Raw genomic sequence first — 25,470 nt, 5'->3', positions numbered from 1 at the left:
TTCAAATAATAACAGAAAGCCTATTCGAAAGAGTAGGCTTTCTTCATTTTAATATTTAATTAATAGTTTAAACTTTCGGGTTTTAAAAATAAAGGATATTTTTGCCACGCTTAAAAAAAAACTTCTCCAATGGACGATTATTATTCGTTAGTATTAAATTAAAAGTAGCTTTTGAAAATTTCAAAATGCTGCAATAAAACCCTGTATTTTGAAATGAAAGTCTTTTACACAAACAACAACGGATTACTAGAAATACCAAAATGGATGCCAAATTGCTGGATTAATATTGAAGATCCATCAGAAGCAGAAAAACAATATTTACTCGAAGAACTTCAAATTCCCGAAGCATTTTACAATGATATCGAGGATATCGACGAAAGACCACGTATCGAAATCGAAGACGGCTGGACATTGATCATCATGCGCGTTCCCATAAAAAGCAATGACATTAAACTTCCTTTTCAGACTATTCCGCTAGGCGTGATTTTTAAAGGCGATATTTGCGTAACAATCACTTTTTACAGAACAGAAATCATACATGATTTTATGTTGTATTCCAGACGCAAAAACATTCAGGTTAACGATAATCTCGACTGGGTTTTGAGATTATTGCTTTCATCAAGTGTCTGGTATTTAAAGTATCTGAAACAAGTTAATCAGAAAATAAAATTAGCCGAAGATAATTTGGAGAAGTCCATTAAAAACGAAGAATTGCAAGCTTTGCTTCAAATCGAAAAATGTTTAGTATTCTTTATTACTTCTCTAAAAGCAAACGATGTTTTGTTTCAACGCATTAAAAATCTAAAAGCATATAAAGCAGATTATGATTTAGATTTGCTCGAAGACGTCGAAATCGAATTAAGTCAGGCGCAGGATACAGCCAATATTTACAGCAATATCCTGACCGGAATGATGGATGCCTATGCTTCGGTGATTTCGAATAATATGAATAACATTATGAAGCAAATGACATCCATTTCTATTATTTTAATGATCCCGACCTTAATCGCAAGTTTATATGGAATGAATGTCCCAAATGGTCTTGAAGCAAGCAAATACGGAATATGGATTCTTCTCTTAGTTTCTGTCATATTATCTGCTTTTGGGGTATTTCTTTTCAAAAGAAGAAGATGGTTTTAATCAAAATTTAAAATTATAAAGGCCTGTTCATTTGAATAGGCTTTCTTGTTTTATAATGCGGTCGGGCTATCCATGAGACTTCGGTAGCTTATTTCTATCCCTCACGCAGCTCCTAGCTAATAAGAACGAACTGTTCCCGCAAGGTTTTCATAACCTTGTAGGAATTATTTTTCATAGTAATAAAATAAAATTAATTTTTTGCTTGTCATTTCAAAATAAAATATAACTTTGCAATACAAAGTACTTTATTTATGAATCAGAAGCACCAAGAAGATTTAGCACATATTCGTTCCATGATGGAGCGCTCTTCAAGATTTATATCCCTAAGCGGACTTTCAGGAGTTTTTGCCGGACTCTCTGCTTTAATTGGCGGATTGTATGTTTATCAGTTGTTTAAGATAAACGGTATTGAATATTTTGCTGATGAAGTATATAGTGATAAAGTATATACAATTCCGTCAAAATTAGTTTCAGAACTGGTTGTAACCGGAATCGTTATTTTGATTTGTGCATTTGTATTTGGATTGGCTTTTACCATCAGAAAAAGTAAAAAGTACAATTTGCCAATTTGGACATCGGCTACAAAAAAGATGCTTTTTAATCTGGCAATTCCATTAACAGTTGGCGGTGTATTTTGTTTATCACTTTTGTACCATCAAAATTATGGTTTAGTAGCACCGGCAACTTTACTTTTTTACGGATTGGCATTGATAAACGCTGAAAAATATACGTTTTCTGATATTAAATATTTAGGGTATTGCCAATTAATTTTAGGATGTATTTCTCTTTTTTTTATTGGATATGGTTTAGTTTTTTGGATCATTGGATTTGGTATTTTACATATCTTGTACGGATTAATAATGTTCAAAAAGTATAAATAATCCACGCAATGGGAATCATTGATAAATTAAATAAAGATTTTGAAAGCCGTGTCAGATTGGGTATTATGTCCGTTCTGATGGTGAATGAATGGGTAGATTTTACCGAAATGAAAACCTTATTGAATATTACAGATGGTAATTTGGCCAGTCATGCTTCAGCGCTTGAGAAATCAGAATATATTGCAGTAAAAAAGGAGTTTGTTGGCAAAAAGCCCAAAACATCTTATAGTGTTACCGAAAGAGGTCGTTTGGCCTTTAAAGAGCACTTGTCGTACCTTGAAAAATTAATGAAATCCTAATAACCAAAATTTTTTGTCTAATTACTTTGAAAAACAAAGTACTTTTAAATTTATCACAATGAAAAAACATCACATTATTTTAGTCTGCAGTTTGATATTTACACTGCTTTTTTACAAAGAAGACCTGGGCGTTAACCTTGCTATTTTTGGGCTGGTCTTAACGGGTTTTGTTTGTTATTTCTTTCAGGATCGTTTTTCTGAAAGGTCACATTTGATCTTAGTGGTTACATCGGTTTTGTCTTGTCTGGCTTTTGCCTGGTATGGAGATTTTGCTTCTTTTCTGGCATTGGCACTGTCTGTTCTTTTTTTACAGTTTAAAACACAGGATCCAAAACTGAAAATAGTGCAGATGTTCCCACTTGTATTTTTAAATGGAATAACTTCACTGGGACGCATTTTAATGTTTAAGCAATGGCTTCCCGAAAAGAAAATCCATAATAATTTTGCCAAGAAGTTAATTGCTTTTTTCGTTATTCCGGCTATTTTTCTTGTACTGTTTTTTATAGTATACTCTTTTGGAAGTGACCATTTCTCTTCATTGTTTACAGATTACACATTAGATATTAATATTGGTAATCTTATTATCATTGGAATTCTGGGTTTTTATATTTCATTTAGTTTCTGGAATTACTGGGTTCCTGAAGTTTGTTATGAAAAAAATGAATTGCTGGATAATGAATTCAGTAATATAGCTGAAGTTAAAAATCAAAATACATTTTCGTTTCTTGACTTGGACTTCGAGAGAAAGAGTGGCGTGATTACTTTAATACTATTGAATTTAATGCTCCTAGTATTTATTGTAACGTATAATTACGAACAGTTTTTTGAAGTGGTAGAAAAATCAAACTTAAGTGCCGATACTCATCAAAGAGTAAATTCAGTAATCTTTTCGATTTTGATGGCAGTTGGTGTAATCATGTTTTATTTCAAAGGAGGATTCAATTTTGACAAAGAAGCGGGTTCTCTTAAAAGACTGGCAAAGCTGTGGATTTTTCTAAATGGTCTCTTAATTGTAAGTGCTTTTATTAAAAATTCAGAATATGTTTCTTATTTCGGGTTAACTTATAAACGATTAGGAGTTTACGCTTTTTTGATTTTGGCCATTATTGGTTTAGTTTATGTCTTTTTTAAAATTACAAAGCAAAAAACAAACGCTTATCTTATCAATCAAATGGTCTGGTATTTTTATGGAACGGTTCTTTTATGTAGCTATGTAAACTGGGGTAATTTAATTACGAATTACAATATTTCAGTAAATAAAACCGTAGAACCAGTATTTTTAAGCGATTTGAATTTTAATGATGAAGCCCGAAGAGCCTATTTTTTAAAGAACAATTTAGACGGACAAAAAACCGAAATCAGAAGAGAAGAAACAATTGAAGAATATCAAAACACTACGTTTTTATCGAAAGCGTTGTATTATGAGTTTTTGAATAAAAAATAATAAACAATAAAAAGCCGTTCAATTTGAACGGCTTTTTTGTATTATCATTTTAATAATCTCCTTTTTTCTTAAATCGGGGATCGTGTTTTGAAATGAATTCGGTTCTTCGTGTAGCACGTATCGGCGCTTCCGCTTTTGGCAAACTTGCTTCTTCCGTTTTACTTGACGGCTCAATCAAATGATTTAATTCTTTAATTTCATCATCTGTCAAATCGCGATAACGACCCACAGGAACATCTAAAGAAATATTAATAATTCGGATACGTTTCAAAGCCGTTACATCATAACCCAAATATTCACACATCCTACGAATCTGACGGTTTAAACCTTGTGTTAGAATAATTTTGAAGGTGTATTTGCTGATCTGTTCTACTTTACACTTTCGGGTAACAGTATCCAAAATCGGAACACCATTTCCCATGCGCTGAATAAAACGATCTGTGATCGGTTTATTAACCGTCACCGTATATTCTTTTTCGTGATTGTTTCTGGCGCGTAAAATCTTGTTTACTATATCACCATCATTCGTCATAAAAATTAATCCTTCACTGGCTTTATCCAATCTTCCAATCGGGAAAATACGTTTAGGATAATTAATATAATCGACAATATTATTTCGAACCTCTAAATTGGTGGTACATTCAATTCCGACCGGTTTGTTGAAAGCCAAGTAGACCAATTTTTCGTGCTTTTCCACGATCAATTTCCCGTCGATGCGTACTTCATCATCCGGTGAAACTTTAGTCCCCATTTCAGGTACAACTCCATTTATCGTTACGCGTCCTTCTTCAATTAATTTATCCGCTTCGCGACGAGAACAATAACCTGTTTCTCCAATAAATTTATTCAGACGTTTTAAATTCTCTTCCATACTGCAAAAGTAGGCAAAATTTAAATTTTAGAGTTTAGATTTTAGATTTTAGATTGTTGGAGTTCTTAGAATTTTAGATTTCAGACTTTAGATTCTTCTCTCTAGAATTAAAAAAAACCTTTGTCTCTTTGCACCTCTGCACCTTTGCACCTTTTAAGAATGAAAACCAGAGCTATCGGCAGGCGTCTCCTTCCGATCAAACATCCCATAATCTCTCACAACATGAGCAATTCTCAAATGATAATCTCTAAAGACTTCATTTCTCCCTTTTGCCTGGGCATGACGATGCATTTCAAGATTTCTCCATTGTTGAATACTTTCTTCATCTTTCCAAAAAGATAAGGACAAAACCTTTTCAGGATCACTAAAACTCTGAAAACGCTCTATCGAAATAAATCCTTCAATATGATCCAATTCTGGTCGCAAATTGGCTGCGATATTTAAATATTCTTCTTTTTTTCCTTCGTTAGGAATGACTTCAAAAATTACAGCTATCATGGTTTTATATTTTTAATTATTGAATTAAAATCCAGATGTTTTTTGGTAACCTGGCATTTATAAGGGGTTCGTGTTGAATTTGATTTTCTAATAATGAAATCGATTTGTAATTCTGAAACAAATACCAAATTGCTTCGGTAGCTAAATGAATCGAAAAATATTTAGCCAGACACATATGGCCGCCAATTCCGAAAGTTAGATTTTCGGTATTATTTATTCGTTCAATATTAAAATTCATTGCATTCTCAAACTTTTGAGGATCTCGATTGGCTGACGCCAGAACAATTAATATCAAATCGCCTTTTTTAATTTGGCTTTCGCCGATGTAAAAATCTTCAATAGCAATTCTTCTTGTATTATGAATCGGCGGATCAAAGCGCAAGGTTTCAATAACCGATTTTTCTATTGCAATTCTATTTGAAAATGTCTTATGTTTCAGAATCTGTAATAACGAATTACTCAAAATGCCACTACCAGCATCGTAACTCTGAATACATAAGCCAATAAAATTACTGACTGCAATCGGAATAATTTCTTCTATCGAAAGATTAAATTGATTCGAAGTTTTGATTAGCAAAGAATCATAAAAGGATAATGAAGAGAAATGCTTTTCAACGATCGAATAGAATTTTTCTGAATTATTATTTAAAAGTTCAGTTTGTTCTTCAGTTTTTTGCGGAAGCATAATTTTGATGAGAGATTCTATTTTCTCAGAAATGAAATCACAATCATCTTCTTTAAAGCCAAAACTTTTTAAGAGAACCAGAACGGGTAGTTTTTTAGAAACGGACTTAACCCAGTCGATTTCATTTTCAATTAAATCATTTTTAATTAAAGATGAAATGATTTCGCCAACGTCAACTGATTTTATATTCAAAAATAACTGCATTGCAATTTCTTTTGAAACTTCATGCTTAATTCCATTTGATAACCGGGTTAAATTACTAAGAATTTCCAAAGTACATTCATTCAGTTCTTGTTCGTTGTTTGGATTTACAAGCGGAATTTCGGCTTTGTTGTTTTTTAGAATTTCGACACAATATTCATAAGAGTAAATAGCCCAGATTTTGTTGGTTTCATCCCAGTAAACGGGATTTTCATCCAACATTGCTTTATAAATGGAATAAGGATTCTGAACGTCTGATTGAAAGAATAAATTGGAGGTCATTGTATTTTGTTTTTGGCAAAGTTATTTAACTTTACAAGGGAATAGTTCAGTCTGTATTTAACTATGAAATAAAATGGAAGATCAGTTTATAAAAATAGCAACTTTAATTGGCGACGCAACCCGTGTCTCAATTTTGTGGAATTTACTCGACGGTAGAGCTTTTACTGCAACCGAATTAGCCGTTGCAGTCGAGACATCGGCACAAAATATTAGTATGCATTTAGGAAAGCTTTTAGATGCTAATTTAATTTGTGTCGAAAAACAAGGCCGTCATAAATATTACAGATTTTCGAATAAAGAAGTGGCATACGCCGTTGAAGCTATGGCAAATCTTATTCCCAAACCTAAAGTTGCTGTAAAAATGAAATCGGAAGAATATCCTCCAATAAAATACTGTCGAACTTGTTACGATCATTTAGCCGGAAAAATAGGTGTGGCCCTGGCTGATAGTTTATTGGAACAAAAAATAATTATCGAGAAGAATGGTGTTTTCGAAATTAGTACTGACGGAGAAAAATGGTTTTCAGATTTTGGAATTAATTTAGAAAATGCTCAAAAACAAAAAAGAATTTTCTTAAAGCCATGCCTGGATTGGAGTGAAAGACGAAATCATATAGCAGGATCTATCGGTTCGCTATTATTAAATAAAATGATAAGCGAAGACTGGCTGAGAAAAACAAAAGATTCAAGAGCTATAACAATTACTGGAAAAGGGGAGAAGGAACTGCTTAAGAATTTTAAGATCGTTATTTAAAAAACCGTAGTGCCTTAGCGACTTAGTGGCTCAGAATCTTGAGTACTTTCAGAAAACAAAAACTCAAGAACCTTCTCATACAATTCATCGTCATGCATTCCGTGACCCAAGCCTTTAGTTTCAATAAACTGACTGTTCTTCCAATTGCTGGCGATTTTTTTGCCTTCCTCAAAAGCAACAATCTTGTCTGAAGTATCGTGTGCAATTAATCCTGAAACATTAAATTCAGCTGCAAATCTTTGCCCTGAGAAATCTTCGAGTTTAAAATTGAAACGTGTCATGAATTTACTTTCTAAAAGCGAAAGCATTTTGGTGTTTAGACTCAACATCGAAATGTAATTGTCAATCAATGTTTTTAATTCTGAAGGAGCTCCCAGAATCACCATTTTGTTAATACTGGTATTCGGAAATAAATATTGATGGTACACACAAGCCGCACCGCCAATAGAATGTCCAATAATAATTTCAGGTTGATATTTCTCAACCGCTTTATTAATAAACTCAGCGTAAAGCGGTACATTAAATTCTTTTCCGCTGCTTTGTCCGTGTGCCGGCGCATCGATAGCAATTATAGTACTTCCGGATTTTTGAAGATGTGGCAAAGTTTTTTTCCAGCGCGAAGCATTGCTTTCCCAACCGTGAACGAGCAGGATTTTAGTTTCGTTTCCTTTCCAGACGTATGTCTGAAAATGATGTTCGTTATGATGAAACGTTTCTGTTTCTGTATTTCTTAGGATTTTGGGTAAAGTGTCTTTTTGTAAGCGTCCAATTCTTGGCTGACTAAAAAGTGCGTAGGAGAGTTCAACCGCTTTTTGTGGGCGAACGTAACTCAGGAAGTTAATATATTGTCCGACCGATTTTAATGTAATGAAACGAATTCCTTTTTTAATTCCCACAACTTAATTTTTTTTAAAGGTAAAAAAATGAATGCTAAACTCGCGAAAAAAAAGTTTTGCCACAGATTAAAAGATTTAAAAAAGGATTTTATCTCAAAGTTTGAGTGGTTTTCCAATCTGTGTTAATCATTTAATCTGTGGCAAAAAAAATAAGCAAAAAAAAGTCCCGATTAGATCGGGACAATGTTTATTTAGAATTTAGAGAACAATTGTTCCATTTTTTCTTTTTCTTCTTCAGCTAATGCGCTGTCAACTAAAATTCTTCCAGAGTGCTCATCAGTAATGATTTTCTTTCTTGAAGCAATTTCTACCTGCGTTTGAGGCGGAATTGTAAAGAATGATCCTGCAGACGCTCCTCTTTCGATAGATACCACAGCTAAACCATTACGAACACTGCTTCTGATTCTGTTGTAAGCAGCTAATAATCTTTCTTCGATTTGACCTGAAAACTCAGCAGATTTCTCAGATAAGAAGATTTCTTCTTTTTGAGTTTCAGCCATAATAGCATCAAGTTCAGATTTTTTATGTTTTAAATGAGAACTTTTTGCGTCAAGTTTTTCTTTTAAGTTAGAAATAACTTCTTTTTTATGTTCGATAGAAGCTTTCATTTCTTTGATTTGCTTTTCAGCCAATTGAATTTCTAATTCCTGAAATTCAACCTCTTTAGTCAAAGAATTAAATTCTCTGTTATTACGAACTGATTCTTGTTGTTTTGTGTATTTTTTAATAACCTCTTTGTGCTCATCAATAGCATTTTTCTTTGCCTTGATAAGATCTTCAATCACTTCAAGTTCACTTTTCAGTTTCTCTGAACGAGTGCTCAAACCTGCAACTTCATCTTCTAAATCTTCAACTTCTAAAGGAAGTTCTCCTCTTACGTTTCTGATTTCGTCAATTCTAGAGTCAATAAGCTGTAAATCGTATATTGCTCTTAACTTGTCCTCAACACTTAATTCTTTCGTATTCGCCATATTCTATAAGTACTTAACTGGATTTGTATTTTCTTCTGATAAAATGATGGCAAAATTAAGGATTTTTTTTCGAAGATAATCAACAATATAGTTTTTTGTATAGCGTTCACTCTCAAAATGACCAATATCGGCCAAAAGTAACTTGTTTTCGGCTTCATAAAACTGATGGTATTTTAAATCAGCAGTCAAAAAAGCATCGGCGCCAGCCTGAATTGCATTTTTGATAGCAAAACTTCCAGAACCACCTAAAACGGCAACTTTCTTAATTTTTTTTCCTCTAAAGGCCGAATGACGAATTCCGTTGGCAATCATTTTATCTTTTACGAAAAGCAAAAAGTCTTTTTCGTTCATTGGACTTTCAAATTCACCAATCATGCCTAAACCAATATTTTGATGCGAATTTTGAAGTTCATAAATTTCATAGGCTACTTCCTCATAAAGATGATTATCAAAAAGAGCTTTTAAAATTCCGGATTGCAAATGTTTCTCAAAAGTAACTTCAATTTTTATTTCTTCAGTCTCTGTTAATTTATGACGCTTCCCAACCACCGGTTTGCTCTTAGAATTGCCTTTGTACGTTCCAATTCCGTTTGAGTTAAAACTGCAATTATCATAATTCCCGATGGTTCCTGCGCCGGCATCAAACATTGCCTGCCGTACTTTTTGTGCATTTTCAGGTACAGTGTAAGTCACTAATTTTTGTATGAAGTTTTGTTTCGGAATTAAGATTTTGGTATTTTCCAATCCCAATATATCGCAGAATATTTTATTAACTCCTGCTAAATGATTGTCAAGAGCAGTATGAACAGCGTAAATGGCAATGTCATTTTTGATCGCCTTTAAAATGGCACGTTCGACATAATTTTTACCGGTAATTTTTTTGATTCCGGAAAATAAAATCGGGTGAAAACAAACTACCAAATTGCATTTTTTTGCAATAGCTTCATTAATTACATTCTCAAGTGCATCGTGACAAACTAAAACTCCTGAACTTTCTGTTTCTGAATCGCCAACTAAAAGTCCAACATTGTCAAAATCTTCAGCATAAGCCAAAGGAGCCATTTCTTCCAGAACTGCAATTATATCTTTAATTTTCATCTTCTTTTTGTTTCAGGTTTCAAGTTTCAGGTTTTATGTTTTACGATGAGCCCGAAACTTGAAACAAATTAACGAAAAAAATTATACTTTCGTAAAATGAATGTACTTCGAAAAATACTTTTTCCGTTTGCTATTTTATATGGATTCATTACTTCAATTAGAAATTTTCTTTTTGATATAGGAATTCTAAAATCAACTTCATTTGATATACCGGTTATTGCCGTTGGAAATCTAAGCGTGGGCGGAACCGGGAAAACACCTCAAATAGAATATCTTATTAGATTATTGTCTGATAAATATAAAGTGGCCACCTTAAGCCGTGGTTACAAGCGTAAATCGGAAGGTTTTGTTTTGGCTGATGGAACTTCAAATGCTGAAATTCTTGGTGATGAACCTTTTCAGTTTTATCAAAAATTCCCCAATATTCAGGTTGCTGTTGATGCAAATCGAACAAACGGAATAACGCAATTACTTTCTCAAAAAAATAAACCGGATGTAATTCTGTTGGATGATGCCTATCAACACCGAAAAGTAAAAGCCGGATTTTATATTCTGCTAACTTCTTACGGAGATTTATATGCTGATGATTTTATGTTACCAACCGGAAATTTGCGCGAAAGTAGAAGCGGGGCTAATCGTGCCAATATTGTAGTGGTAACAAAATGTCCAAAAGATTTATCGGATCAAAAGCAAGAAGAAATTAGATTGAAATTGAACTTAAATTGTTTACAGCAAATCTACTTTACTTTTATAGAGTATGATGATGCGATTTATAGTAAAGAGGCGACAGTTGCAGTAAAGGATATTAAATCAGAAGCCAAAATACTTTTAGCCGGAATAGCAAAACCAAAGCCTTTTTTTGATTATTTAAAGAATGAAAATGATGAATGCCTTACTTATCCGGATCATCATCATTTTTCGGATTCTGATCTTGATGAAATTCAAAACAAAGGAAACGACAAAAAAATCATTACTACAGAGAAAGATTATGTTCGTCTAAAGGATTCTAAATTGGTTTCAAAATTGTACTATCTTCCTATAAAAAGTACTTTTATCAATCAGCATCAAAACTTTGACGCGACGGTTTTGGAGTATGTGAAAAAAAACTCAGAATCTTAGCGACTTGGTATCTTAGAAACTTGCTTAATCAAAAAACTTAGCAATTATAGTATAGAATTCGTCCGGAACAAAAGGTTTAGTAATAACATCATTCATTCCAAAAGATAAAAGCATCTCTCGATTTTCATCAAGCGAAATAGCAGTTAAAGCAATAATTGGAGTGTTTTTATCAAATTCCCTGATAAGTTTTGTCGCAGTTGTTCCGTTAATGCCTGGTAAATGCACATCCATTAAAACCATGTCGAAACGTTTCACTTTTAAAAGTTCTACAGCTTCTTCGCCATTATCCAGGATTTCGCAGAGTATAGCTTTGTTTTCCAGCATTTTTCTGGTAATCATTTGATTGATTTTGTTATCCTCAATCAATAAAATTGATTTGTGTTTTAATTGTTTGTCGTTATATGGTTTTGCTTCTTTAGCCACTTCTAAAGGTTCTTTATTAATACTAAAATCTAATTTAAATGTAAAGGTAGATCCTTTTCCAACTTCACTTTTTAGTTTTATCTCGCCTCCTAAAAGTTCAATCAATTTTTTTACGATGGTAAGACCTAAACCGGTTCCACCATATTTTCGATTTACTTCGATAGAGCCTTGTGAGAAGCTTTCAAATACCGTTTGTAATTTATCTTCTGGAATACCAATTCCGGTATCAACAATTTCAAAATAAACGGTTGCAGTTTCGTCCTCAATGGCATATAATTTTGCAATTACATTGACATTTCCATTTTGAGTGAACTTAAGGGCATTATTGATTAAGTTTAAAATGATTTGAGATAACTTAGTAGGATCTCCAATTAAATTGTCCGGAATAGTTTCGTCTATTTCGAGATTGAAGTAGTTTTTGTTGGCGGTTGCCAGTTCTTTTAAGGAGCTTTGAATATTAAATAAAAGTTCTTTTAAATTAAAGCTTATGTTTTCGATCTCTACTTTAGTAGAGTCAATTTTATTGATTTCAAGAATTTCATTGATAAAGGTAGTAAGGTAATTTCCTGAAAATTTTAAGGATTCTAAATACTTTAGCTGATTTTTTTTCGGATTGTCTTCGAGTAGTAAATGCGTTATTCCATTAATTGCATTCAGCGGCGTCCGCAGTTCGTGACTTACAGTAGATAGAAATTCAGATCTGGCTTTTGATGCTTTTTCAGCTTTATTTTTAGCAAGAATAAGCTCTTTGTTTTTTTCTCTTAAAAGTAGATTATTCTGATTTCGAATAATGTTGTTTTTGTATAAAGCCAGACTTAAAAGCGATAAAATCGAAATCAAAGCAATAGCCAGAATGCTAACCAATTTTGAATATCGATAGGTTTTTAACTGTATTTTTTCTTCACTTTCACGTTTAAGTGTGTTGTTTATAGACTGTGTTTTTTTGAACTTTTCATACTCATTCAAATCTAGTTTTGCATTTTTTAACTTGAGAATATAGTTCTCAATTTGGTAATGTTCGTCAAGGTAAGAGTAAGCAAGATCAAAGTTTCTTTGTTTTTTATAGTATCTGCTTATGGCTAAAATGATCTGTGATTTTTGAGATAAATTATTGTTTTTGATACTATAATCTAAAGCATTCTCGAAGTGTACAAGTGCCGAATCGTTTCTCTTAAGTTGAGTTTCAATCAAGCCAAGCTGATAATAAGAATCTGTTTTGGTTTTAAGGATCTTTGGATTGTCCGGTTTCTTTACTATTTGATGGAAAGTTTTTGCCGCAAGAGGTAGATTTTTGCTGGCTTTTAAGGCCATTGCTTTTTGATAATCTAAAATTTCAGCATGGTCAACAAGTTTTAATTGTTTAAGTAAACTATCTGCTTTTTGATAGTAAACATTCGCAACATCATAATTTCCTTTTGCAGTGTTACTGGCACCAATGTAATGCAAAGCTAAAATTTTGGTACATGTTGGTTTGACTTTGTCAAATAATGAAACACTCTTGTGAAAGTTTTTTAAGGCTTCATCATAATTTTGCTGATTGTAGAAAATTTTTCCCAGCTTAAAAGTTTGATTGGCTAAATTTTCACCCTGACCACTTGTCTGACAGAAATCGATTGATTTTTTGGTATAAAAGACAGCCTGATTGTACTTTTTCTTATCAAGATTTGAGTTTGCTAATTTATTATAATAGGAAATGCTATCTGTATTCTTCTTTTGAGTTTGAGAATACAAAAATGAATTTAAAAAACAAACAAGAATAAGAAGATGGTATTTCATGTATGGCAATGCTTTTACAATGAATCTTATGTTTTCCTTATCAGTAAAATCAAATCTATTAATCTTGATGAATAACCAATTTCGTTATCGTACCAACCCACAACTTTTACCATTTTGTCAATAACGGAAGTAAGTTGCGCATCGAACAAACACGAATGTGTATTGCCAATTACATCGACAGAAACAATTGGATCTTCTGTGTAATCTAATATTCCTTTTAAATGCGTTTTTGAAGCTTCTTCAAATGCTTTATTAATCTCTTCTATAGTGACAGCACGTTTTACATTAAACGTGATATCGGTCAATGAACCATCAGGAACGGGAACACGAATACCACAACCTCCTATTTTTTGATGCAATTTAGGAAAAATTTTTGTTAATGCCTTAGCTGCACCTGTAGTTGTTGGAACAATTGACTGACTAGCGCCTCTCGCCCTGCGTAAATCCTTATGTGGCTGGTCATGAAGACTTTGGTCGGTTGTGTACGAATGTATCGTTGTAATGTATGCTTGCTCGATTCCGCATAATTCATCAATGATTTTTATCATCGGAGCAGCATTGTTTGTCGTACAACTTGCATTCGAAACGATTAGCTCATTTCCGTCTAAAATACTATCATTTACTCCTAAAACGACTGTTTTTATTGTATCAACTTCTGATGGGGCCGAAAGAATTACTCTTTTTGCTCCAGCTTCAATATGTGCATTTAATTCTTCGTGCGTTTTATATTTTCCTGTTGATTCTATTACAAAATCAATAGAATGGCTTTTCCAGTCTAAATTTGAAATGCTTTTTTCATGAAAAAAGACAAAATGTTTTCCGTCAACAATGATACCTTCTTCGTCGTGACTTACTTTAAAAGGTAGAACTCCATGAATACTGTCGTATTTTATCAAATGCGACATAGTTTTGTTATCAGCAATATCATTAATTGCAACTACTTCAATTTCTGGGTGGTTTATAAGAAGGCGAAACAAATTTCTGCCAATTCTTCCAAAACCATTAATAGCAATTCTAGTTTTCAAATGCATTGTTTATTCAGTAAATCGTTTATTTGTTTAATAGGTTTTGCTATTAAACAAATAAACGATTAAACTATTTTTATAAAATATGTTTTTGTGCTTTATAGGAAGAACGAACCAAAGGCCCGCTTTCTACGTGACGGAAACCTAATTCAAGACCAAATTTTTCATATTTAGCAAATTGATCCGGGGTTATGAATTCTTTTACAGGTAAGTGTTTTTTACTAGGTTGTAGGTATTGACCAATAGTTACAACATCAACATTTGCATTACGCAAATCGGTCATGGTTTGAAAAACTTCTTCTTCAGTTTCACCAAGTCCCAGCATAATACCCGATTTAGTTCTGTTGATTCCTTTTTCTTTTAAGTAACGTAAAACTTCAAGACTACGATCGTATTTTGCCTGGATACGAACCTCACGTGTCAGGCGACGAACGGTTTCGACATTGTGCGAAACTACTTCTGGATTTGCCTCTACAATGCGGTCAATGTTTCTTTCGATTCCCTGAAAATCCGGAATTAAAGTTTCAAGTGTAGTATTTGGATTCATTCTGCGAATTGCTTTCACAGTTTCAATCCAGATAATTGATCCGCCATCTTTTAGGTCGTCTCTGTCAACACTTGTTATAACGGCATGTTTGATGTTCATTATTTTTATAGAACGTGCTACTTTTTCAGGCTCGTCCCAATCAACCGTTTCTGGTCTTCCGGTTTTTACACCGCAGAAACCGCAAGAACGTGTACAAACATTTCCTAAGATCATAAAAGTGGCTGTTCCTTCGCCCCAGCATTCTCCCATATTTGGGCAACTTCCTGACGTGCAGATAGTGTTTAAGCTGTATTTATCAACTAAACCACGAAGTTCAGTATATTTTTGTCCAATTGGAAGTTTAACCTTTAACCATTTAGGTTTTCCAGTTGGTATGTTTTCAATGACTGTTTCCATATATCAAAATTCAAAGTACAAAGATAAGCATTGTAGTTTATTTGATGATTTGTTTATAGTTTAATTTGAAATTGTATTGTTACAATTTTGCAAAACTGTTTTGGTGATTATTTTATCAAATTGTTAAAATATTGTTTTTTGGAAGTAACATATGTCCAAAAGGTGTTGTTTTTGGTTGTTTATTAGAAGAGAAAGGCTAAATATGCTATTCCTTTGACTTTTACTCATTTAAAATTTATATCTTTATTTGTTAAAAAATGGACTTAAAAGAAGTCTAAAAAGGAATATTACTGTACTACATTTGTTGTTAAATTGAAATAATAAGAAGTATGAAAAAGAAATTTATTGTATTAGGAGTTTTATTTGCCGCTTTTGGTTTTACTAAGGTCAATGCGCAAATTAACTTTGGAGACAAAGCGATTGGTGCTGTTCAAAAAGGTGTTACCGGTTTTACATTTAGCAATGCCGATGCTGCGGCATTGTCTAAAGCGGCGGTAGATAAATTGGATACCGAAAATGAAATTGCCGGGCCCACAGATGGATACACTTTAAGATTGAATAAAGTTTTTGGAAAATATACTGCTGGTGAAGGCTATACATTAAATTATAAAGTATATAAATTAAAAGAAGTAAATGCGTTTGCAACTGCAGATGGTAGTGTTCGTGTTTATTCAGGATTAATGGATATCATGGATGATAATGAGTTACTTGCTGTAATTGGTCATGAAATTGGGCACGTGGCGAACCATGATTCACAAGATGCTATAAAAGCGGCTTATAAAAAAGAAGCTTTAATGGATGCAGCTGCTTCACAATCAACAACTGTGGCTACTGTTACAGATAGTCAGTTAGGGAAAATAGGAAGTGCTATTATTGATAGTAAATTTAGCCGTAAACAAGAAGCAGAAGCTGATTTGTTTGCGTATAATTTCATGAAAAAGAATGGTTATGACGTAAATGCAGAAGAATCTGCTTTTAGAATTTTATCCAAAATGAGTGAAGGAGCAGAAGCCTCATTTATTGATAAAATGATGAGCTCACACCCAGATTCAAAACAAAGAGCTGAAGATGCTAAAAAAAGAGCAGAAAAAGATGGTTTGTATAAGCCGTATGTACAGCAAAAAATTGTAAATACCGTTCCGGCTCCGACTAAGAAAGCGACAACTAAAAAGAAAGCGACAACTAAAAAGAAAAAGTAATTTCCTTTAGAAAAAAGAAACCCGATAAATTTTTGAAATTTGTCGGGTTTTTTAATTTTATGATTAACCTAAAACATGGTGAGCTAGTACTTTTTGTACATCATAAACATTTACAGATTTAGTAAATTGTTTTACAATACTTGGCTGCACTTCGCTTGATACCCAAATTTTTAATTCGGCTTCTAAATCAAAAGTTCCCGCTGTTTCTACACTAAAGCGGGTAATGCTTTTGTAAGCGATCGATTTATATTCTGTTTTGCTTCCTGTGATTCCTTGTACGTCCACTAAGATTAATCTTTTATTAGTGAAGATAAAAGTGTCACGGATTAATTTGAATCCCATTTCGATGGATTCATTATCAGTTAAAAGCTGTCCGTAGTTTTTTAGTAAATCTTCCTGACTTACAGAACCTGCATTTCCAAGAAGTGCTGAAAATATTCCCATTTTTTAGTTTTTAATTTTAATAAAATGCTTTTCTTTTATGAATGTAAAAGTAAGTGATTTTGTTAAAATTTTGAATCGACTTTTGATTTAATTAGTAATGGAGTTGAAATTAAAGAAATCAGAAATGCGGATATTATGGAGACAATTATGTTACCAAAAGCTTTTATGTTAAAAGATATTGAAAATCTCGAAACTAGAATTAGAATTAGTAAGATGAGAATAGTAACCCAATATTTCTTGCTAACTGAAGTTTTAGAGTTTAATTTTTTTGGAAGCCTTAATACTGCTATAGCTATAGCAAATACTCCAATTAACGAACTCAAATGTTGTGCTATTTTCCAAAGCGGGATTTCGTTTTTAAGAATCGTTGCAGTGTTAGTGAGTGTAGGGATTTTGTTTACAAAATAACCATGATTGTGTGTAAAGGCATCCCAAAAAAGGTGAGAAGTTATTCCGATTATTAAAGAAACTAGAACAGTAGTATAGTTTTCTTTAAAATAAGTATTCCACTTAAATTCGGTAAATAGTAACAGTCTAGATTTAAAAAAGCTAGGTAAGTTTAGATATAAACTATTACGAACTATATTATGAAAAATGAATGTTAATAAAATCCCTAGCGGTAAATCAAACCAAAATATCCCGTCGAGAGTATGACTATAAGTACTTTGAACTTTCATTCTGATGAAATATTCGAAATCTGGAGTTAGACTGCCAATTACAAGACCGGTTAACGAAAACCATTTTCTTGGAAAATATTTAAGAGGAAGAATAATTGCGGGATGCGAAAAGGTAAAAGGCATTAATTACAAATAAGTAAGGTTTTCTACAGAGTTAAAATTAGTGTTTTATGATGGAACAAAAAAAAGCAGAACCTAAATTCTGCTTTTCTTTTTTTTAATCTACTTCCGTTTTTATTGTTATTGGAAGATTATATGCTGTTCTTACTGTTTTTCCGTTAAGTATTCCAGGAGTCCATTTTGCTTTTATAGATTTCAAAACTCTAATAGCTTCTTTTCCTAAGCCATAACCAGGGTCATTTAGTACCTTTATATCAGTAATTGAACCGTCTCTTTCAATTACAAAAGAAACATATACTTTTAATGTTCTTTCAACATCTAATTCCGGTCTCTGGAAGTTGTTTCCAACATAGCTATAAAACTTCGCCATTCCTCCAGGGAATTCGGGCATTTTGTCTAATACAGCAGAATTTACAGGATCATTAGTTGGTGGTGCCATTTCTGTACCATTACCACTACTACCAGTTGATGGCAGAGCATTTACTACAGTACCAGTTCCCGCTGAAGTATTGTCAACAACTGCCGTGTTTTCCTCATTAGTTGCAATGTTGTCTACAGCCTGATCAGGAGTCACAATAACCGGATTTGATAATTGAGACAGATCGGTTGCTGGAGCAGCTGGTGCACTTTGTTGTGGAGGTGCAATTGGTTCAGGCGTTGCTGGTTTAACATAAGGATCAATTGTAACCGGCGTCATTGGATCGGTAAAGGTTGGTGCGGTTTCTATCGGATCAGGTTGCCCTTTAAGTTTATTAATCAACATCGATACGCTTCCAATACCTGCTAAAAATAGCAGTCCCATAAATAGCGCTGTTACTGTGGTTTTTGAATTCTCCTGGCGTAATTGATACGCGCCGTACTCTTTGTTTTTGTTTTCGAAAACAAGGTCGGTCCAAGTGGTTTCGTAGATGTTTGATTTAGACATGATTAATGGATTTTAAGGTTAAGTAACATTAAATCATAAGCGATAGGTTTTTGGTTTTAGCAACAATGTAGGTGTTGTTGTTTTAGTATGTGAATAATTGATTGTTTTAAGAAAAAATAAGATAATATTTTATTCTTTATCTAAAGATAATAAATTATCTATTACGTTCAATTATTTCTGCTAATAATTTTTTAGCACGAAGCAGCTTTACTTTTACGTTGCTTAATGGTTCATCAATTTTAAGTGCAATTTCCTGATAGGTCATTTCCTGAAAATAACGTAATTGAATGACTTCCTGATAATGGGGTTTTAATTCTTTGATGCATAAAAGCAATCGGGATAAATTTTGCTCTTTAATTAATGCATCTTCAGCAGATGGAGTAGGGTCGGCGATGTTATATGCCTGTTGATCTTCAGAATCTGTAATTTCGATAAAAAGATTGGTTTTCTTTTTGCGCAATAAATCAATATAGACATTTTTTGCGATTGCAATTAGCCAGGTGTTGAATTGAAACTCTGCGTTGTAAGTAGCAATTTTGTCGAAAGCTTTTGAGAAGGTTTCGATTGTTATATCTTCAGCAATAGTTTCGTTTTCAGTACGTTTTAGCATGAAGCCGTACACTTCATTCCAATAAAAATCTAATAAAAAAGTAAAGGCAATCTGGTCGCCTTTTTTTGCTTTTTCTATTTTAGAATTTATTTCCAATGTACAGGTTTTGAAAAGAGATTAGTTATAAAGATATTAATTTGTGTGAATATAAGCACTATCTCTACAACCGGAAACCATATTTTAAGATCATTTTCTTTTAATTTTCCAGCAGAAAATCCCATTACAGTCCACGCAACTGTGTAGCGAGTTGCCAATATTGCCAATACAGCAATCCATTGAAACTGGAAAGCCAATAAAAGTATAACTAATAAAAAGAATAATAATTGTGAGGTATAAAAAAGACCCAACTGCATTTTATCAAAAAACTTATAGTATTCTGCAGTAGAAACATGTCTTCTTTTTTGCGTGAACCATTCTTTATATGATTCTTTTGGTTTTGAATAAGTAAAACTTTCCGGATTGTACGAAATGGTAGTGTTGCTTTTATTCGCAGCCTGATTAATAAATAAATCATCATCGCCTGAGCGAACCTGAATATGATCTATAAAACCGTTAACATTAAAGAATTCTTCTTTTTTGTAAGCTAAATTTCTCCCAACTCCCATATATGGAGCTCCAATTTTAGCCCATGAAAAATATTGTACAGCTGTTAAAACAGTTTCAAAACGGATAATTTTATTTAATAAAGAACGCTCAATTTTTTCATAACCGCCATATCCTAAAACAATAGTTTTATTCATGGTAAATTGTGAGGTCATTGATGTTATCCATTCTTTTGAAGTTGGATAACAATCGGCATCAGTAAATAAAAGGTATTCTTTTTTAGAAGCTTTGATTCCTAAAGTTAAAGCGTATTTTTTATTACCCCAGAAAGCTTCATTATTTTGCACTTTTACCAAACGAATATTTGGATATAGGCTTTCAAATTCTTCAAAAACTTCTAAGGTTTCGTCACTTGACGCATCGTCAATTAATACAATTTCAAAATCAGGGTAATCTTGTTCTGCTAATAACGGAATGAACTTTTTTACATTTTCTTCTTCATTTTTAGCACAGACAATTACAGAAACAGGAAGTTTTTTTTGTGTAATTTCTTGTGGTTTACTGAAAGCAAACTTTCCAAAAATTCCTAAGAAGTAGAAAATTTGAATAAAAACAATAGCAATAAAGAAGTAAAATAAAGTTATAAGCATCTGTTTTAATGTCTTTTAATTTCTGAATCTTGCGCGTGCAAATGTACTTATGAATTCGTAATTTTCAATGGTTAAATCCAATTTACTTTCGGTATTTCGCCATTTCTTTTGCAACAGCAATAGCCTGAGGGTTTTCGGTTTTTTCTAATTCCGATATTATGTTTTTATAATTGTGATCATCGCGATTTTGAGAGAGTTTTTTGGTGGCCTGAATCTCATCGATTTCTATTTCGAAACCAAATATGCCCCTGGCTTCACGCATTGTTTTTGTTGATAAATTCTCAACTCTAATCGGATTCTCTGAACTAGCTTCGTATTTGTCAACCAGTTTTTTTAATTGTTCTATTGTACTTTCTTCATCGACAATTTTAATTCTTCCATAAACATGTACGGCTATATAATTCCATGTTGGTACATTTTCGTGATCGTACCAGGAAGGAGAAATATAACTATGTGGACCTGTAAACACAGCTAAAACGTGATTGTTTTCAGTAAAACCTTCTGCTTGTGGATTCAGTTTTGAAATATGCCCCTGCAGTACCTCTTTTCCGTCAGCATTTACTTCAAGTTCTATCGGAATATGAGTAGCGCATAATTTTCCGTTAGTCTGATTGATGAGGATTCCAAAACTGTTTTCTTTCAAAAAAGCTTTGATTGATTCCGGATCTTCGTCTTTGTATATTTCAGGTGTATACATTTTATGAGTTTATTTTAAAGATTTTCCAAAGCAAATGGCTTCCGGTCGATCGGTATATTTTCCGTAATTCGGAATTACGTTATAATCCTGTTTTTTGTAAAACTGAGTAGCTTCTTGATTTTTCACTCGTGTTTCTAAAATCAAATCAGTATAACCAATTTTTTTAGCTTTATTTTCTAAAAATGCCAAAACGGTTTGGCCGATTTTCTTTCCGGGATATTTAGAATACATTCGTTTTACTTCTCCAATGTTTTCAGAGATTGGTCTAATCGCACCGCATCCAACAATTTTATTGTCAATTTTGGCAACAGCAAAAACATATTTTGAATTATTGTATTCCCAATCGCTAAAAGAATTTTTTCCATCGCTTCCAAAACGAAGATAAAGATTTGCCGACAATTCTTCTATGATTGCCAGAACTTTTTCGTCATTTGGATTGGTTACAATTATGGAAATTTGTTCTGACATTGATTTTTAATTTGATGTTGTTTAGTTTTTCAGAGCAAATAAATTTGGTTTTACACTGAACCATAAAATCAAAAGCCCCAGTAAGGTAAAAGTAATTCCTCCAATGATAAATTGTATTACAAAATCATCAGAAAATGCAGATACGAAAAAATCAAACAAACGGGAAAACACACCTCTTCTAAAAAATTTAAGTCTTAGAATAATATACATTACAATTGCGACCAAAATTGTATTTAGTGATGAAAATTTATGTTTCCAGTTCAAGAAAGAAACCAGAATAATTCCGGCTATAAGGCCTAAGAATATCCAGATATAAATACTTGGCCAAAAGTCAAAAAAAGCTTCTTTTGAAGGGAATAATCTATTCCAGCATTCCGATTTATTATTGTGAGTTGTGGCACAAATAAACTCTTCAGCCACAGTATAAAATCGCAGTTGAAGTGTACCATGAATCAGGAAAATCATTCCAAGTAATTGAAGTAGAATTACTCTGAAGTTAAGTTCTTTCATTTAGAAAAATAAATTATAAAATTCTTAAATTACGTTTACTTCAGCTTCAATATGAATTCCGAAAGTTTCAAAAACAGTTTTTTGAACATCTTTTGAAACTGCTAATATTTCCTGACCGGTTGCATTTCCATAATTTACTAAAACCAAAGCCTGATTTTTATGTACTCCGGCATTTCCAAAACGTTTTCCTTTAAAACCAGCTTGTTCAATTAACCAACCCGCCGGGACTTTAACTTCAGTCTCAGAAATGTCATAATATTTCATTTCCGGAAATTTCTGATGGATTTTTTCGAAATCTGATTTCAGTAAAATTGGATTTTTGAAGAAGCTTCCACTATTTCCTAATTCTTTAGGATCAGGTAATTTGCTTTGTCTGATCGCGATTACTGCGTTGCTTACATCTTTTAAAGTTGGAGAAGCAACATTGTTTTTAGCCAATTCAGCTGTAATATCTCCGTAAGAAGTATTGATTTTATGATTGCGTTTGGTTAATTTATAAATTACCGACGTAATGATAAATTGATCTTTAACTTCATTTTTAAAAATGCTTTCTCTGTATCCAAAATTACATTCAGTATTGGTGAAGGTTTTGATTTCCTGAGATTCGATATTGATGGCTTCACACGAAATAAAAGTATCTTTGATTTCAGTTCCGTAAGCACCAATATTTTGAACTGGAGTTGTACCGACATTCCCAGGAATTAGAGACATGTTTTCTAAACCTCCAAAATTATGGTCAATTGTCCATAAAACGAAATCGTGCCAGGTTTCGCCGGCCTGACTTTCAACCCAGACAAAATCTTCGTCTTCTTTAATGATTTCTTTGCCTTTTAAATCTATATGAATCACCAAAGCGTCAATGTCTTTTGTTAAAAGCATATTGCTTCCACCACCTAAAATAAATTTTTTCTCGCTTTTGTGAACTTCTAAAATAGTTTTCAACTCAGTAACCGAATGTACTGCGACAAATTGTTTGGCTTTGGCTTCAATGCCGAAAGTATTGTAGTTTTTTAAAGAAAAATTGGGTTGGATTTCCATAAATAAAAGGCTTTTTTGGATCCCGAAGCATCGGGATAATTCTGAGCTCAAAAGTAAGGATTATAATTTATTTGAATTGGGTTTTAAATAAATATCAAATTAAAATTTTAATTCAGATGAAGAAGTATTTATGAATTTTCATAATAAAGACTTTTTAATATTGTAACTTAATTTTAAGGTTGGTTTTGATATTAGATTTTATCTTTCGTATGTTTGATTTAAATATATCAATCTTTTAAAGATGAAAATAACTTATCGAATATTGTTTTTGTTTCTTGTAATTTCCCAATTCTTAAGCTGTATAAAATCTAAAGAAGAAAATGTAATTAAAAAGATTGCGATTAAAAAAGCCACAGACAAATCCGAAGTCAATTTAATAAATTCTAAAATAGATAATTTCTCTTTTCCTGTCGACAGTACTTTGAAAGTCAAGATTCTTGAGCCTGAAACATTTCATAATGATGAAGTTGATCCCAATTTGGATAGGAAAATTTGGTTTGGACTTTTTAAAATTAAGGATAACTATACTCTTGCCGAAACTAAAGTAACGATCAAACACGCGCATGATGCTATAATTGATGAAAGCGAAGATGAACAAACAGGATGGAATATTAGCGTTGCCACAAAAGATACTTGTGTAGTTTTAATTGAAAAACTTGCTTATTTAAATAATAGAGACATATCAAGTATAAGGTTGCCGGAGAGTATTTATCCTGGAGATAATTTTAAATTTTCTTTTGAAGGGATAGAATATGTTTTGTCTGCAACCGGAGATAAAAAAGGCTCTGATTGGATTGAAGTCTCGAATTACAAATTGTATTTGACATCAAAAGTTAACGGAAAAGAAATCACAGATCTTTTAGTTGCACAAAAAAGTTTTGATGATCAAATGATCAAAATCATTTTTGCTGGCGATATTGACGGAGATTCTAAATTAGATTTAATTATAGATACATCGTGTCATTACAACCTTTCAAGACCCACATTATATTTTTCTAAAACGGCTGAAAAAGGAAAAATTATTAAACCAATGGGCGTTTTTAGTTATGTTGGTTGTTAAGGGATTTGATTATTTTATAGCCGCAATAAACCGTTGCATTTCTTTCATCGTTCCTATCGTAATTCTGGTCCATTTTCCGTTTTCCTCATAGATTTTAGTTCCCATGATATTATGATCTTTCAATTGTTTGAAGTAATCTTTTTTATAATTGTCTAAAGAAAAATAAATAAAATTAGAATAGGATGGAATGCAGGTTAAGTTAAGAAGAGTTAGCTGGTCTATCGTATATTTTTTTACTTCTTCATTTGATGTATATACTTGTTGAATAAATTTTTCATCATTTAAAGAGGCTATAGCTGCCGCTGCCGACACAACGCTGACTGCCATATTCTGTGATGATCTCACAGTATCAAGTTCTTCAATAGTAGTAGCATGTGCAATAGCATACCCAACTCGGGCGCCGGCCAAACCGTACATTTTTGAAAAAGTCTTAGTGATAATCAAATTTTTATTTTCGACAACCAAATCACTTAATGATTGTTCTTTTGTAAAATCGATATAAGCCTCATCAACAAACACTATTGCTTTTTTTGTTGCTTCTTTTATAAAGGATTCCAATTCTTGTCTGCTACATATCGTTCCCGTTGGATTGTTAGGATTACAGATATAAACCATTTTAGTGTCTGAATCGATAGCTTTCACCATAGCTGATAAGTCATGCTTTTTTTCTTTGGTTAAGGGAATAGTAATTTTCTTAAGTCCTAGTTTTTCAAAAGGAGCTGTCCAGTAGTCGAAAGTGGTTTCTGCCAAAATGAAATTACCTTTTTTTAATGCGGTAAATTGAAGTACTAAATCTAAAATTTCTGTTGAACCAGCTCCTAACAGAATATTATTGTCTGTAACAGTATTCTTTTTGGCAATCTGTGTAATTAATTCCGAAGAAAGATCCCAACCATATCGATTACTGCTATTGACGCTTTTTGCCATTGCGACACGGGCCAACGGAGAAGGACCATACGGATTTTCATTTGATCGAAGTGTTGTAGGAGAATTGTCTAAATCAGGTAAAATAGCTTCTTCAACAGGTTTTGCAAATGCTTCAACGTTATAAAATCCTAATGCTATCGTGCCTAAACTTATTTGTTTTAGCCAATTTCGTCTATTATTCATCTCTGTTTTAGATTAAATTAAACAATTCCTTTTATGGTATGTCGTTGAGATTGAAGAAAAGTTACGATTAACTCTGTGCTGATTTAACCGCAAGGAACGCAGTGAATTACGCC

27 protein-coding genes are annotated in these 25,470 nt (G+C 32.7%); 8 read left to right on the top strand and 19 right to left on the bottom strand.

All coding sequences use genetic code 11. The annotated features are described in order from the left end of the window. Positions 1-213: 213 nt before the first annotated feature. From Q7C23_RS16805 to Q7C23_RS16790, 4 genes are all read left to right on the top strand, one after another. Entirely contained in the window at positions 214-1,140 is a 927-nt protein-coding gene (locus Q7C23_RS16805; RefSeq protein ID WP_375033610.1) for a magnesium transporter CorA family protein, read from the top strand. Positions 1,141-1,391: 251 nt separating this feature from the next. Continuing rightward, the gene (locus Q7C23_RS16800) at positions 1,392-2,021 is read left to right on the top strand and encodes a hypothetical protein (protein WP_375033609.1); all 630 of its coding nucleotides are present in this window, start codon (positions 1,392-1,394) and stop codon (positions 2,019-2,021) included. Between the two features lie 8 nt (positions 2,022-2,029). Then, the gene (locus tag Q7C23_RS16795) at positions 2,030-2,320 is read left to right on the top strand and encodes a transcriptional regulator (RefSeq protein WP_072974630.1); all 291 of its coding nucleotides are present in this window, start codon (positions 2,030-2,032) and stop codon (positions 2,318-2,320) included. A 58-nt stretch (positions 2,321-2,378) separates the two neighbouring features. Then, positions 2,379-3,764, top strand: coding sequence for a DUF4153 domain-containing protein (locus Q7C23_RS16790; protein ID WP_375033608.1), 1,386 nt, complete (start codon positions 2,379-2,381; stop codon positions 3,762-3,764). Between the two features lie 49 nt (positions 3,765-3,813). Here Q7C23_RS16790 and rluF read toward each other — a convergent pair whose 3' ends face one another. The 3 genes from rluF to Q7C23_RS16775 all read right to left on the bottom strand — a co-directional run bounded on the left by rluF (position 3,814) and on the right by Q7C23_RS16775 (position 6,301). Beyond that, on the bottom strand, positions 3,814-4,635 hold the full coding sequence (gene rluF / locus Q7C23_RS16785) for a 23S rRNA pseudouridine(2604) synthase RluF (protein WP_375033607.1): 822 nt from the start codon (positions 4,633-4,635) through the stop codon (positions 3,814-3,816). Positions 4,636-4,788: 153 nt separating this feature from the next. Next, on the bottom strand, positions 4,789-5,133 hold the full coding sequence (locus Q7C23_RS16780; protein WP_375033606.1) for an antibiotic biosynthesis monooxygenase family protein: 345 nt from the start codon (positions 5,131-5,133) through the stop codon (positions 4,789-4,791). A gap of 16 nt (positions 5,134-5,149) precedes the next feature. After that, a complete protein-coding gene (locus Q7C23_RS16775; RefSeq protein ID WP_375033605.1) occupies positions 5,150-6,301 on the bottom strand; it encodes a cytochrome P450 in 1,152 nt (383 codons plus the stop codon). A gap of 73 nt (positions 6,302-6,374) precedes the next feature. Between Q7C23_RS16775 and Q7C23_RS16770 the strand changes: the two genes are divergently transcribed. Then, the gene (locus tag Q7C23_RS16770) at positions 6,375-7,055 is read left to right on the top strand and encodes an ArsR/SmtB family transcription factor (protein WP_375033604.1); all 681 of its coding nucleotides are present in this window, start codon (positions 6,375-6,377) and stop codon (positions 7,053-7,055) included. 14 nt (positions 7,056-7,069) lie between these two features. On the opposite strand, the gene Q7C23_RS16765 is transcribed toward Q7C23_RS16770, so the two are convergent. The 3 genes from Q7C23_RS16765 to Q7C23_RS16755 form a co-directional block, all read right to left on the bottom strand. Then, positions 7,070-7,951 carry an alpha/beta fold hydrolase gene (locus tag Q7C23_RS16765; protein ID WP_375033603.1) on the bottom strand — a complete coding sequence of 294 codons (882 nt, stop codon included), beginning with the start codon at positions 7,949-7,951 and terminating at the stop codon, positions 7,070-7,072. Between the two features lie 191 nt (positions 7,952-8,142). Continuing rightward, entirely contained in the window at positions 8,143-8,922 is a 780-nt protein-coding gene (locus Q7C23_RS16760; RefSeq protein WP_072974617.1) for a zinc ribbon domain-containing protein, read from the bottom strand. Positions 8,923-8,925: 3 nt separating this feature from the next. Continuing rightward, positions 8,926-10,020 carry a Nif3-like dinuclear metal center hexameric protein gene (locus Q7C23_RS16755; RefSeq protein WP_375033602.1) on the bottom strand — a complete coding sequence of 365 codons (1,095 nt, stop codon included), beginning with the start codon at positions 10,018-10,020 and terminating at the stop codon, positions 8,926-8,928. A gap of 96 nt (positions 10,021-10,116) precedes the next feature. On the opposite strand from Q7C23_RS16755, the gene lpxK reads away from it, so the two are divergent. Continuing rightward, positions 10,117-11,139, top strand: a complete 1,023-nt coding sequence (gene lpxK / locus Q7C23_RS16750; protein ID WP_375033601.1) for a tetraacyldisaccharide 4'-kinase — start codon at positions 10,117-10,119, stop codon at positions 11,137-11,139. A 24-nt stretch (positions 11,140-11,163) separates the two neighbouring features. Here lpxK and Q7C23_RS16745 read toward each other — a convergent pair whose 3' ends face one another. The 3 genes from Q7C23_RS16745 to lipA all read right to left on the bottom strand — a co-directional run bounded on the left by Q7C23_RS16745 (position 11,164) and on the right by lipA (position 15,306). Then, positions 11,164-13,338, bottom strand: coding sequence for an ATP-binding protein (locus Q7C23_RS16745; RefSeq protein ID WP_375033600.1), 2,175 nt, complete (start codon positions 13,336-13,338; stop codon positions 11,164-11,166). Positions 13,339-13,364: 26 nt separating this feature from the next. After that, the gene (gap, locus tag Q7C23_RS16740) at positions 13,365-14,363 is read right to left on the bottom strand and encodes a type I glyceraldehyde-3-phosphate dehydrogenase (protein ID WP_194657139.1); all 999 of its coding nucleotides are present in this window, start codon (positions 14,361-14,363) and stop codon (positions 13,365-13,367) included. A 76-nt stretch (positions 14,364-14,439) separates the two neighbouring features. Further along, positions 14,440-15,306, bottom strand: a complete 867-nt coding sequence (gene lipA / locus Q7C23_RS16735) for a lipoyl synthase (protein WP_047774095.1) — start codon at positions 15,304-15,306, stop codon at positions 14,440-14,442. 329 nt (positions 15,307-15,635) lie between these two features. Between lipA and Q7C23_RS16730 the strand changes: the two genes are divergently transcribed. Continuing rightward, the gene (locus Q7C23_RS16730) at positions 15,636-16,505 is read left to right on the top strand and encodes a M48 family metalloprotease (protein ID WP_375033599.1); all 870 of its coding nucleotides are present in this window, start codon (positions 15,636-15,638) and stop codon (positions 16,503-16,505) included. Positions 16,506-16,568: 63 nt separating this feature from the next. Here Q7C23_RS16730 and Q7C23_RS16725 read toward each other — a convergent pair whose 3' ends face one another. The 9 genes from Q7C23_RS16725 to murB form a co-directional block, all read right to left on the bottom strand. Then, on the bottom strand, positions 16,569-16,949 hold the full coding sequence (locus Q7C23_RS16725; RefSeq protein WP_072974609.1) for a PH domain-containing protein: 381 nt from the start codon (positions 16,947-16,949) through the stop codon (positions 16,569-16,571). A gap of 62 nt (positions 16,950-17,011) precedes the next feature. Further along, entirely contained in the window at positions 17,012-17,749 is a 738-nt protein-coding gene (locus Q7C23_RS16720; RefSeq protein WP_375033598.1) for a DUF4184 family protein, read from the bottom strand. A 94-nt stretch (positions 17,750-17,843) separates the two neighbouring features. Then, positions 17,844-18,671 carry an energy transducer TonB gene (locus tag Q7C23_RS16715; protein WP_375033597.1) on the bottom strand — a complete coding sequence of 276 codons (828 nt, stop codon included), beginning with the start codon at positions 18,669-18,671 and terminating at the stop codon, positions 17,844-17,846. Between the two features lie 154 nt (positions 18,672-18,825). Next, on the bottom strand, positions 18,826-19,377 hold the full coding sequence (locus Q7C23_RS16710) for an RNA polymerase sigma factor (protein WP_375033596.1): 552 nt from the start codon (positions 19,375-19,377) through the stop codon (positions 18,826-18,828). Continuing rightward, positions 19,368-20,474, bottom strand: a complete 1,107-nt coding sequence (locus Q7C23_RS16705) for a glycosyltransferase (RefSeq protein WP_375033595.1) — start codon at positions 20,472-20,474, stop codon at positions 19,368-19,370. Before Q7C23_RS16705 ends, Q7C23_RS16710 begins: the two co-directional genes overlap by 10 nt. Positions 20,475-20,556: 82 nt before the next feature. Further along, positions 20,557-21,171 carry an FMN-binding negative transcriptional regulator gene (locus Q7C23_RS16700; RefSeq protein ID WP_375033594.1) on the bottom strand — a complete coding sequence of 205 codons (615 nt, stop codon included), beginning with the start codon at positions 21,169-21,171 and terminating at the stop codon, positions 20,557-20,559. A gap of 9 nt (positions 21,172-21,180) precedes the next feature. Then, a complete protein-coding gene (locus Q7C23_RS16695; protein ID WP_375033593.1) occupies positions 21,181-21,639 on the bottom strand; it encodes a GNAT family N-acetyltransferase in 459 nt (152 codons plus the stop codon). Between the two features lie 21 nt (positions 21,640-21,660). Continuing rightward, the gene (locus Q7C23_RS16690) at positions 21,661-22,149 is read right to left on the bottom strand and encodes a hypothetical protein (RefSeq protein WP_375033592.1); all 489 of its coding nucleotides are present in this window, start codon (positions 22,147-22,149) and stop codon (positions 21,661-21,663) included. Positions 22,150-22,173: 24 nt separating this feature from the next. After that, complete coding sequence (gene murB, locus Q7C23_RS16685) at positions 22,174-23,187, bottom strand: UDP-N-acetylmuramate dehydrogenase (RefSeq protein ID WP_375033591.1); 1,014 nt, start codon at positions 23,185-23,187, stop codon at positions 22,174-22,176. Positions 23,188-23,428: 241 nt separating this feature from the next. Between murB and Q7C23_RS16680 the strand changes: the two genes are divergently transcribed. Further along, positions 23,429-24,247 carry a hypothetical protein gene (locus Q7C23_RS16680; protein ID WP_375033590.1) on the top strand — a complete coding sequence of 273 codons (819 nt, stop codon included), beginning with the start codon at positions 23,429-23,431 and terminating at the stop codon, positions 24,245-24,247. 9 nt (positions 24,248-24,256) lie between these two features. Here Q7C23_RS16680 and hisC read toward each other — a convergent pair whose 3' ends face one another. Further along, the gene (gene hisC / locus Q7C23_RS16675; protein ID WP_375033589.1) at positions 24,257-25,357 is read right to left on the bottom strand and encodes a histidinol-phosphate transaminase; all 1,101 of its coding nucleotides are present in this window, start codon (positions 25,355-25,357) and stop codon (positions 24,257-24,259) included. Between the last annotated feature and the right edge of the window lie 113 nt (positions 25,358-25,470).

Source organism: Flavobacterium sp. LAR06 (assembly GCF_041946075.1).
GTDB lineage: Bacteria > Bacteroidota > Bacteroidia > Flavobacteriales > Flavobacteriaceae > Flavobacterium.
Note: the sequence above shows the minus strand (reverse complement) of the source record. Positions and strands in the feature narration are given on the sequence as shown.

Coding starts and splice junctions, on each gene's coding strand:
- rluF (WP_375033607.1), bottom strand. CDS start 4,635: ATGGAAGAGAATTTAAAACGTCTGAATAAATTTATTGGAGAAACAGGT.
- Q7C23_RS16720 (WP_375033598.1), bottom strand. CDS start 17,749: ATGCCTTTTACCTTTTCGCATCCCGCAATTATTCTTCCTCTTAAATAT.
- Q7C23_RS16790 (WP_375033608.1), top strand. CDS start 2,379: ATGAAAAAACATCACATTATTTTAGTCTGCAGTTTGATATTTACACTG.
- Q7C23_RS16690 (WP_375033592.1), bottom strand. CDS start 22,149: ATGAAAGAACTTAACTTCAGAGTAATTCTACTTCAATTACTTGGAATG.
- Q7C23_RS16680 (WP_375033590.1), top strand. CDS start 23,429: ATGAAAATAACTTATCGAATATTGTTTTTGTTTCTTGTAATTTCCCAA.
- Q7C23_RS16715 (WP_375033597.1), bottom strand. CDS start 18,671: ATGTCTAAATCAAACATCTACGAAACCACTTGGACCGACCTTGTTTTC.
- lipA (WP_047774095.1), bottom strand. CDS start 15,306: ATGGAAACAGTCATTGAAAACATACCAACTGGAAAACCTAAATGGTTA.
- lpxK (WP_375033601.1), top strand. CDS start 10,117: ATGAATGTACTTCGAAAAATACTTTTTCCGTTTGCTATTTTATATGGA.
- Q7C23_RS16700 (WP_375033594.1), bottom strand. CDS start 21,171: ATGTATACACCTGAAATATACAAAGACGAAGATCCGGAATCAATCAAA.
- Q7C23_RS16795 (WP_072974630.1), top strand. CDS start 2,030: ATGGGAATCATTGATAAATTAAATAAAGATTTTGAAAGCCGTGTCAGA.
- Q7C23_RS16805 (WP_375033610.1), top strand. CDS start 214: ATGAAAGTCTTTTACACAAACAACAACGGATTACTAGAAATACCAAAA.
- Q7C23_RS16800 (WP_375033609.1), top strand. CDS start 1,392: ATGAATCAGAAGCACCAAGAAGATTTAGCACATATTCGTTCCATGATG.
- Q7C23_RS16695 (WP_375033593.1), bottom strand. CDS start 21,639: ATGTCAGAACAAATTTCCATAATTGTAACCAATCCAAATGACGAAAAA.
- Q7C23_RS16770 (WP_375033604.1), top strand. CDS start 6,375: ATGGAAGATCAGTTTATAAAAATAGCAACTTTAATTGGCGACGCAACC.
- murB (WP_375033591.1), bottom strand. CDS start 23,187: ATGGAAATCCAACCCAATTTTTCTTTAAAAAACTACAATACTTTCGGC.
- Q7C23_RS16760 (WP_072974617.1), bottom strand. CDS start 8,922: ATGGCGAATACGAAAGAATTAAGTGTTGAGGACAAGTTAAGAGCAATA.
- Q7C23_RS16745 (WP_375033600.1), bottom strand. CDS start 13,338: ATGAAATACCATCTTCTTATTCTTGTTTGTTTTTTAAATTCATTTTTG.
- Q7C23_RS16730 (WP_375033599.1), top strand. CDS start 15,636: ATGAAAAAGAAATTTATTGTATTAGGAGTTTTATTTGCCGCTTTTGGT.
- Q7C23_RS16780 (WP_375033606.1), bottom strand. CDS start 5,133: ATGATAGCTGTAATTTTTGAAGTCATTCCTAACGAAGGAAAAAAAGAA.
- hisC (WP_375033589.1), bottom strand. CDS start 25,357: ATGAATAATAGACGAAATTGGCTAAAACAAATAAGTTTAGGCACGATA.
- Q7C23_RS16725 (WP_072974609.1), bottom strand. CDS start 16,949: ATGGGAATATTTTCAGCACTTCTTGGAAATGCAGGTTCTGTAAGTCAG.
- Q7C23_RS16755 (WP_375033602.1), bottom strand. CDS start 10,020: ATGAAAATTAAAGATATAATTGCAGTTCTGGAAGAAATGGCTCCTTTG.
- Q7C23_RS16705 (WP_375033595.1), bottom strand. CDS start 20,474: ATGCTTATAACTTTATTTTACTTCTTTATTGCTATTGTTTTTATTCAA.
- Q7C23_RS16775 (WP_375033605.1), bottom strand. CDS start 6,301: ATGACCTCCAATTTATTCTTTCAATCAGACGTTCAGAATCCTTATTCC.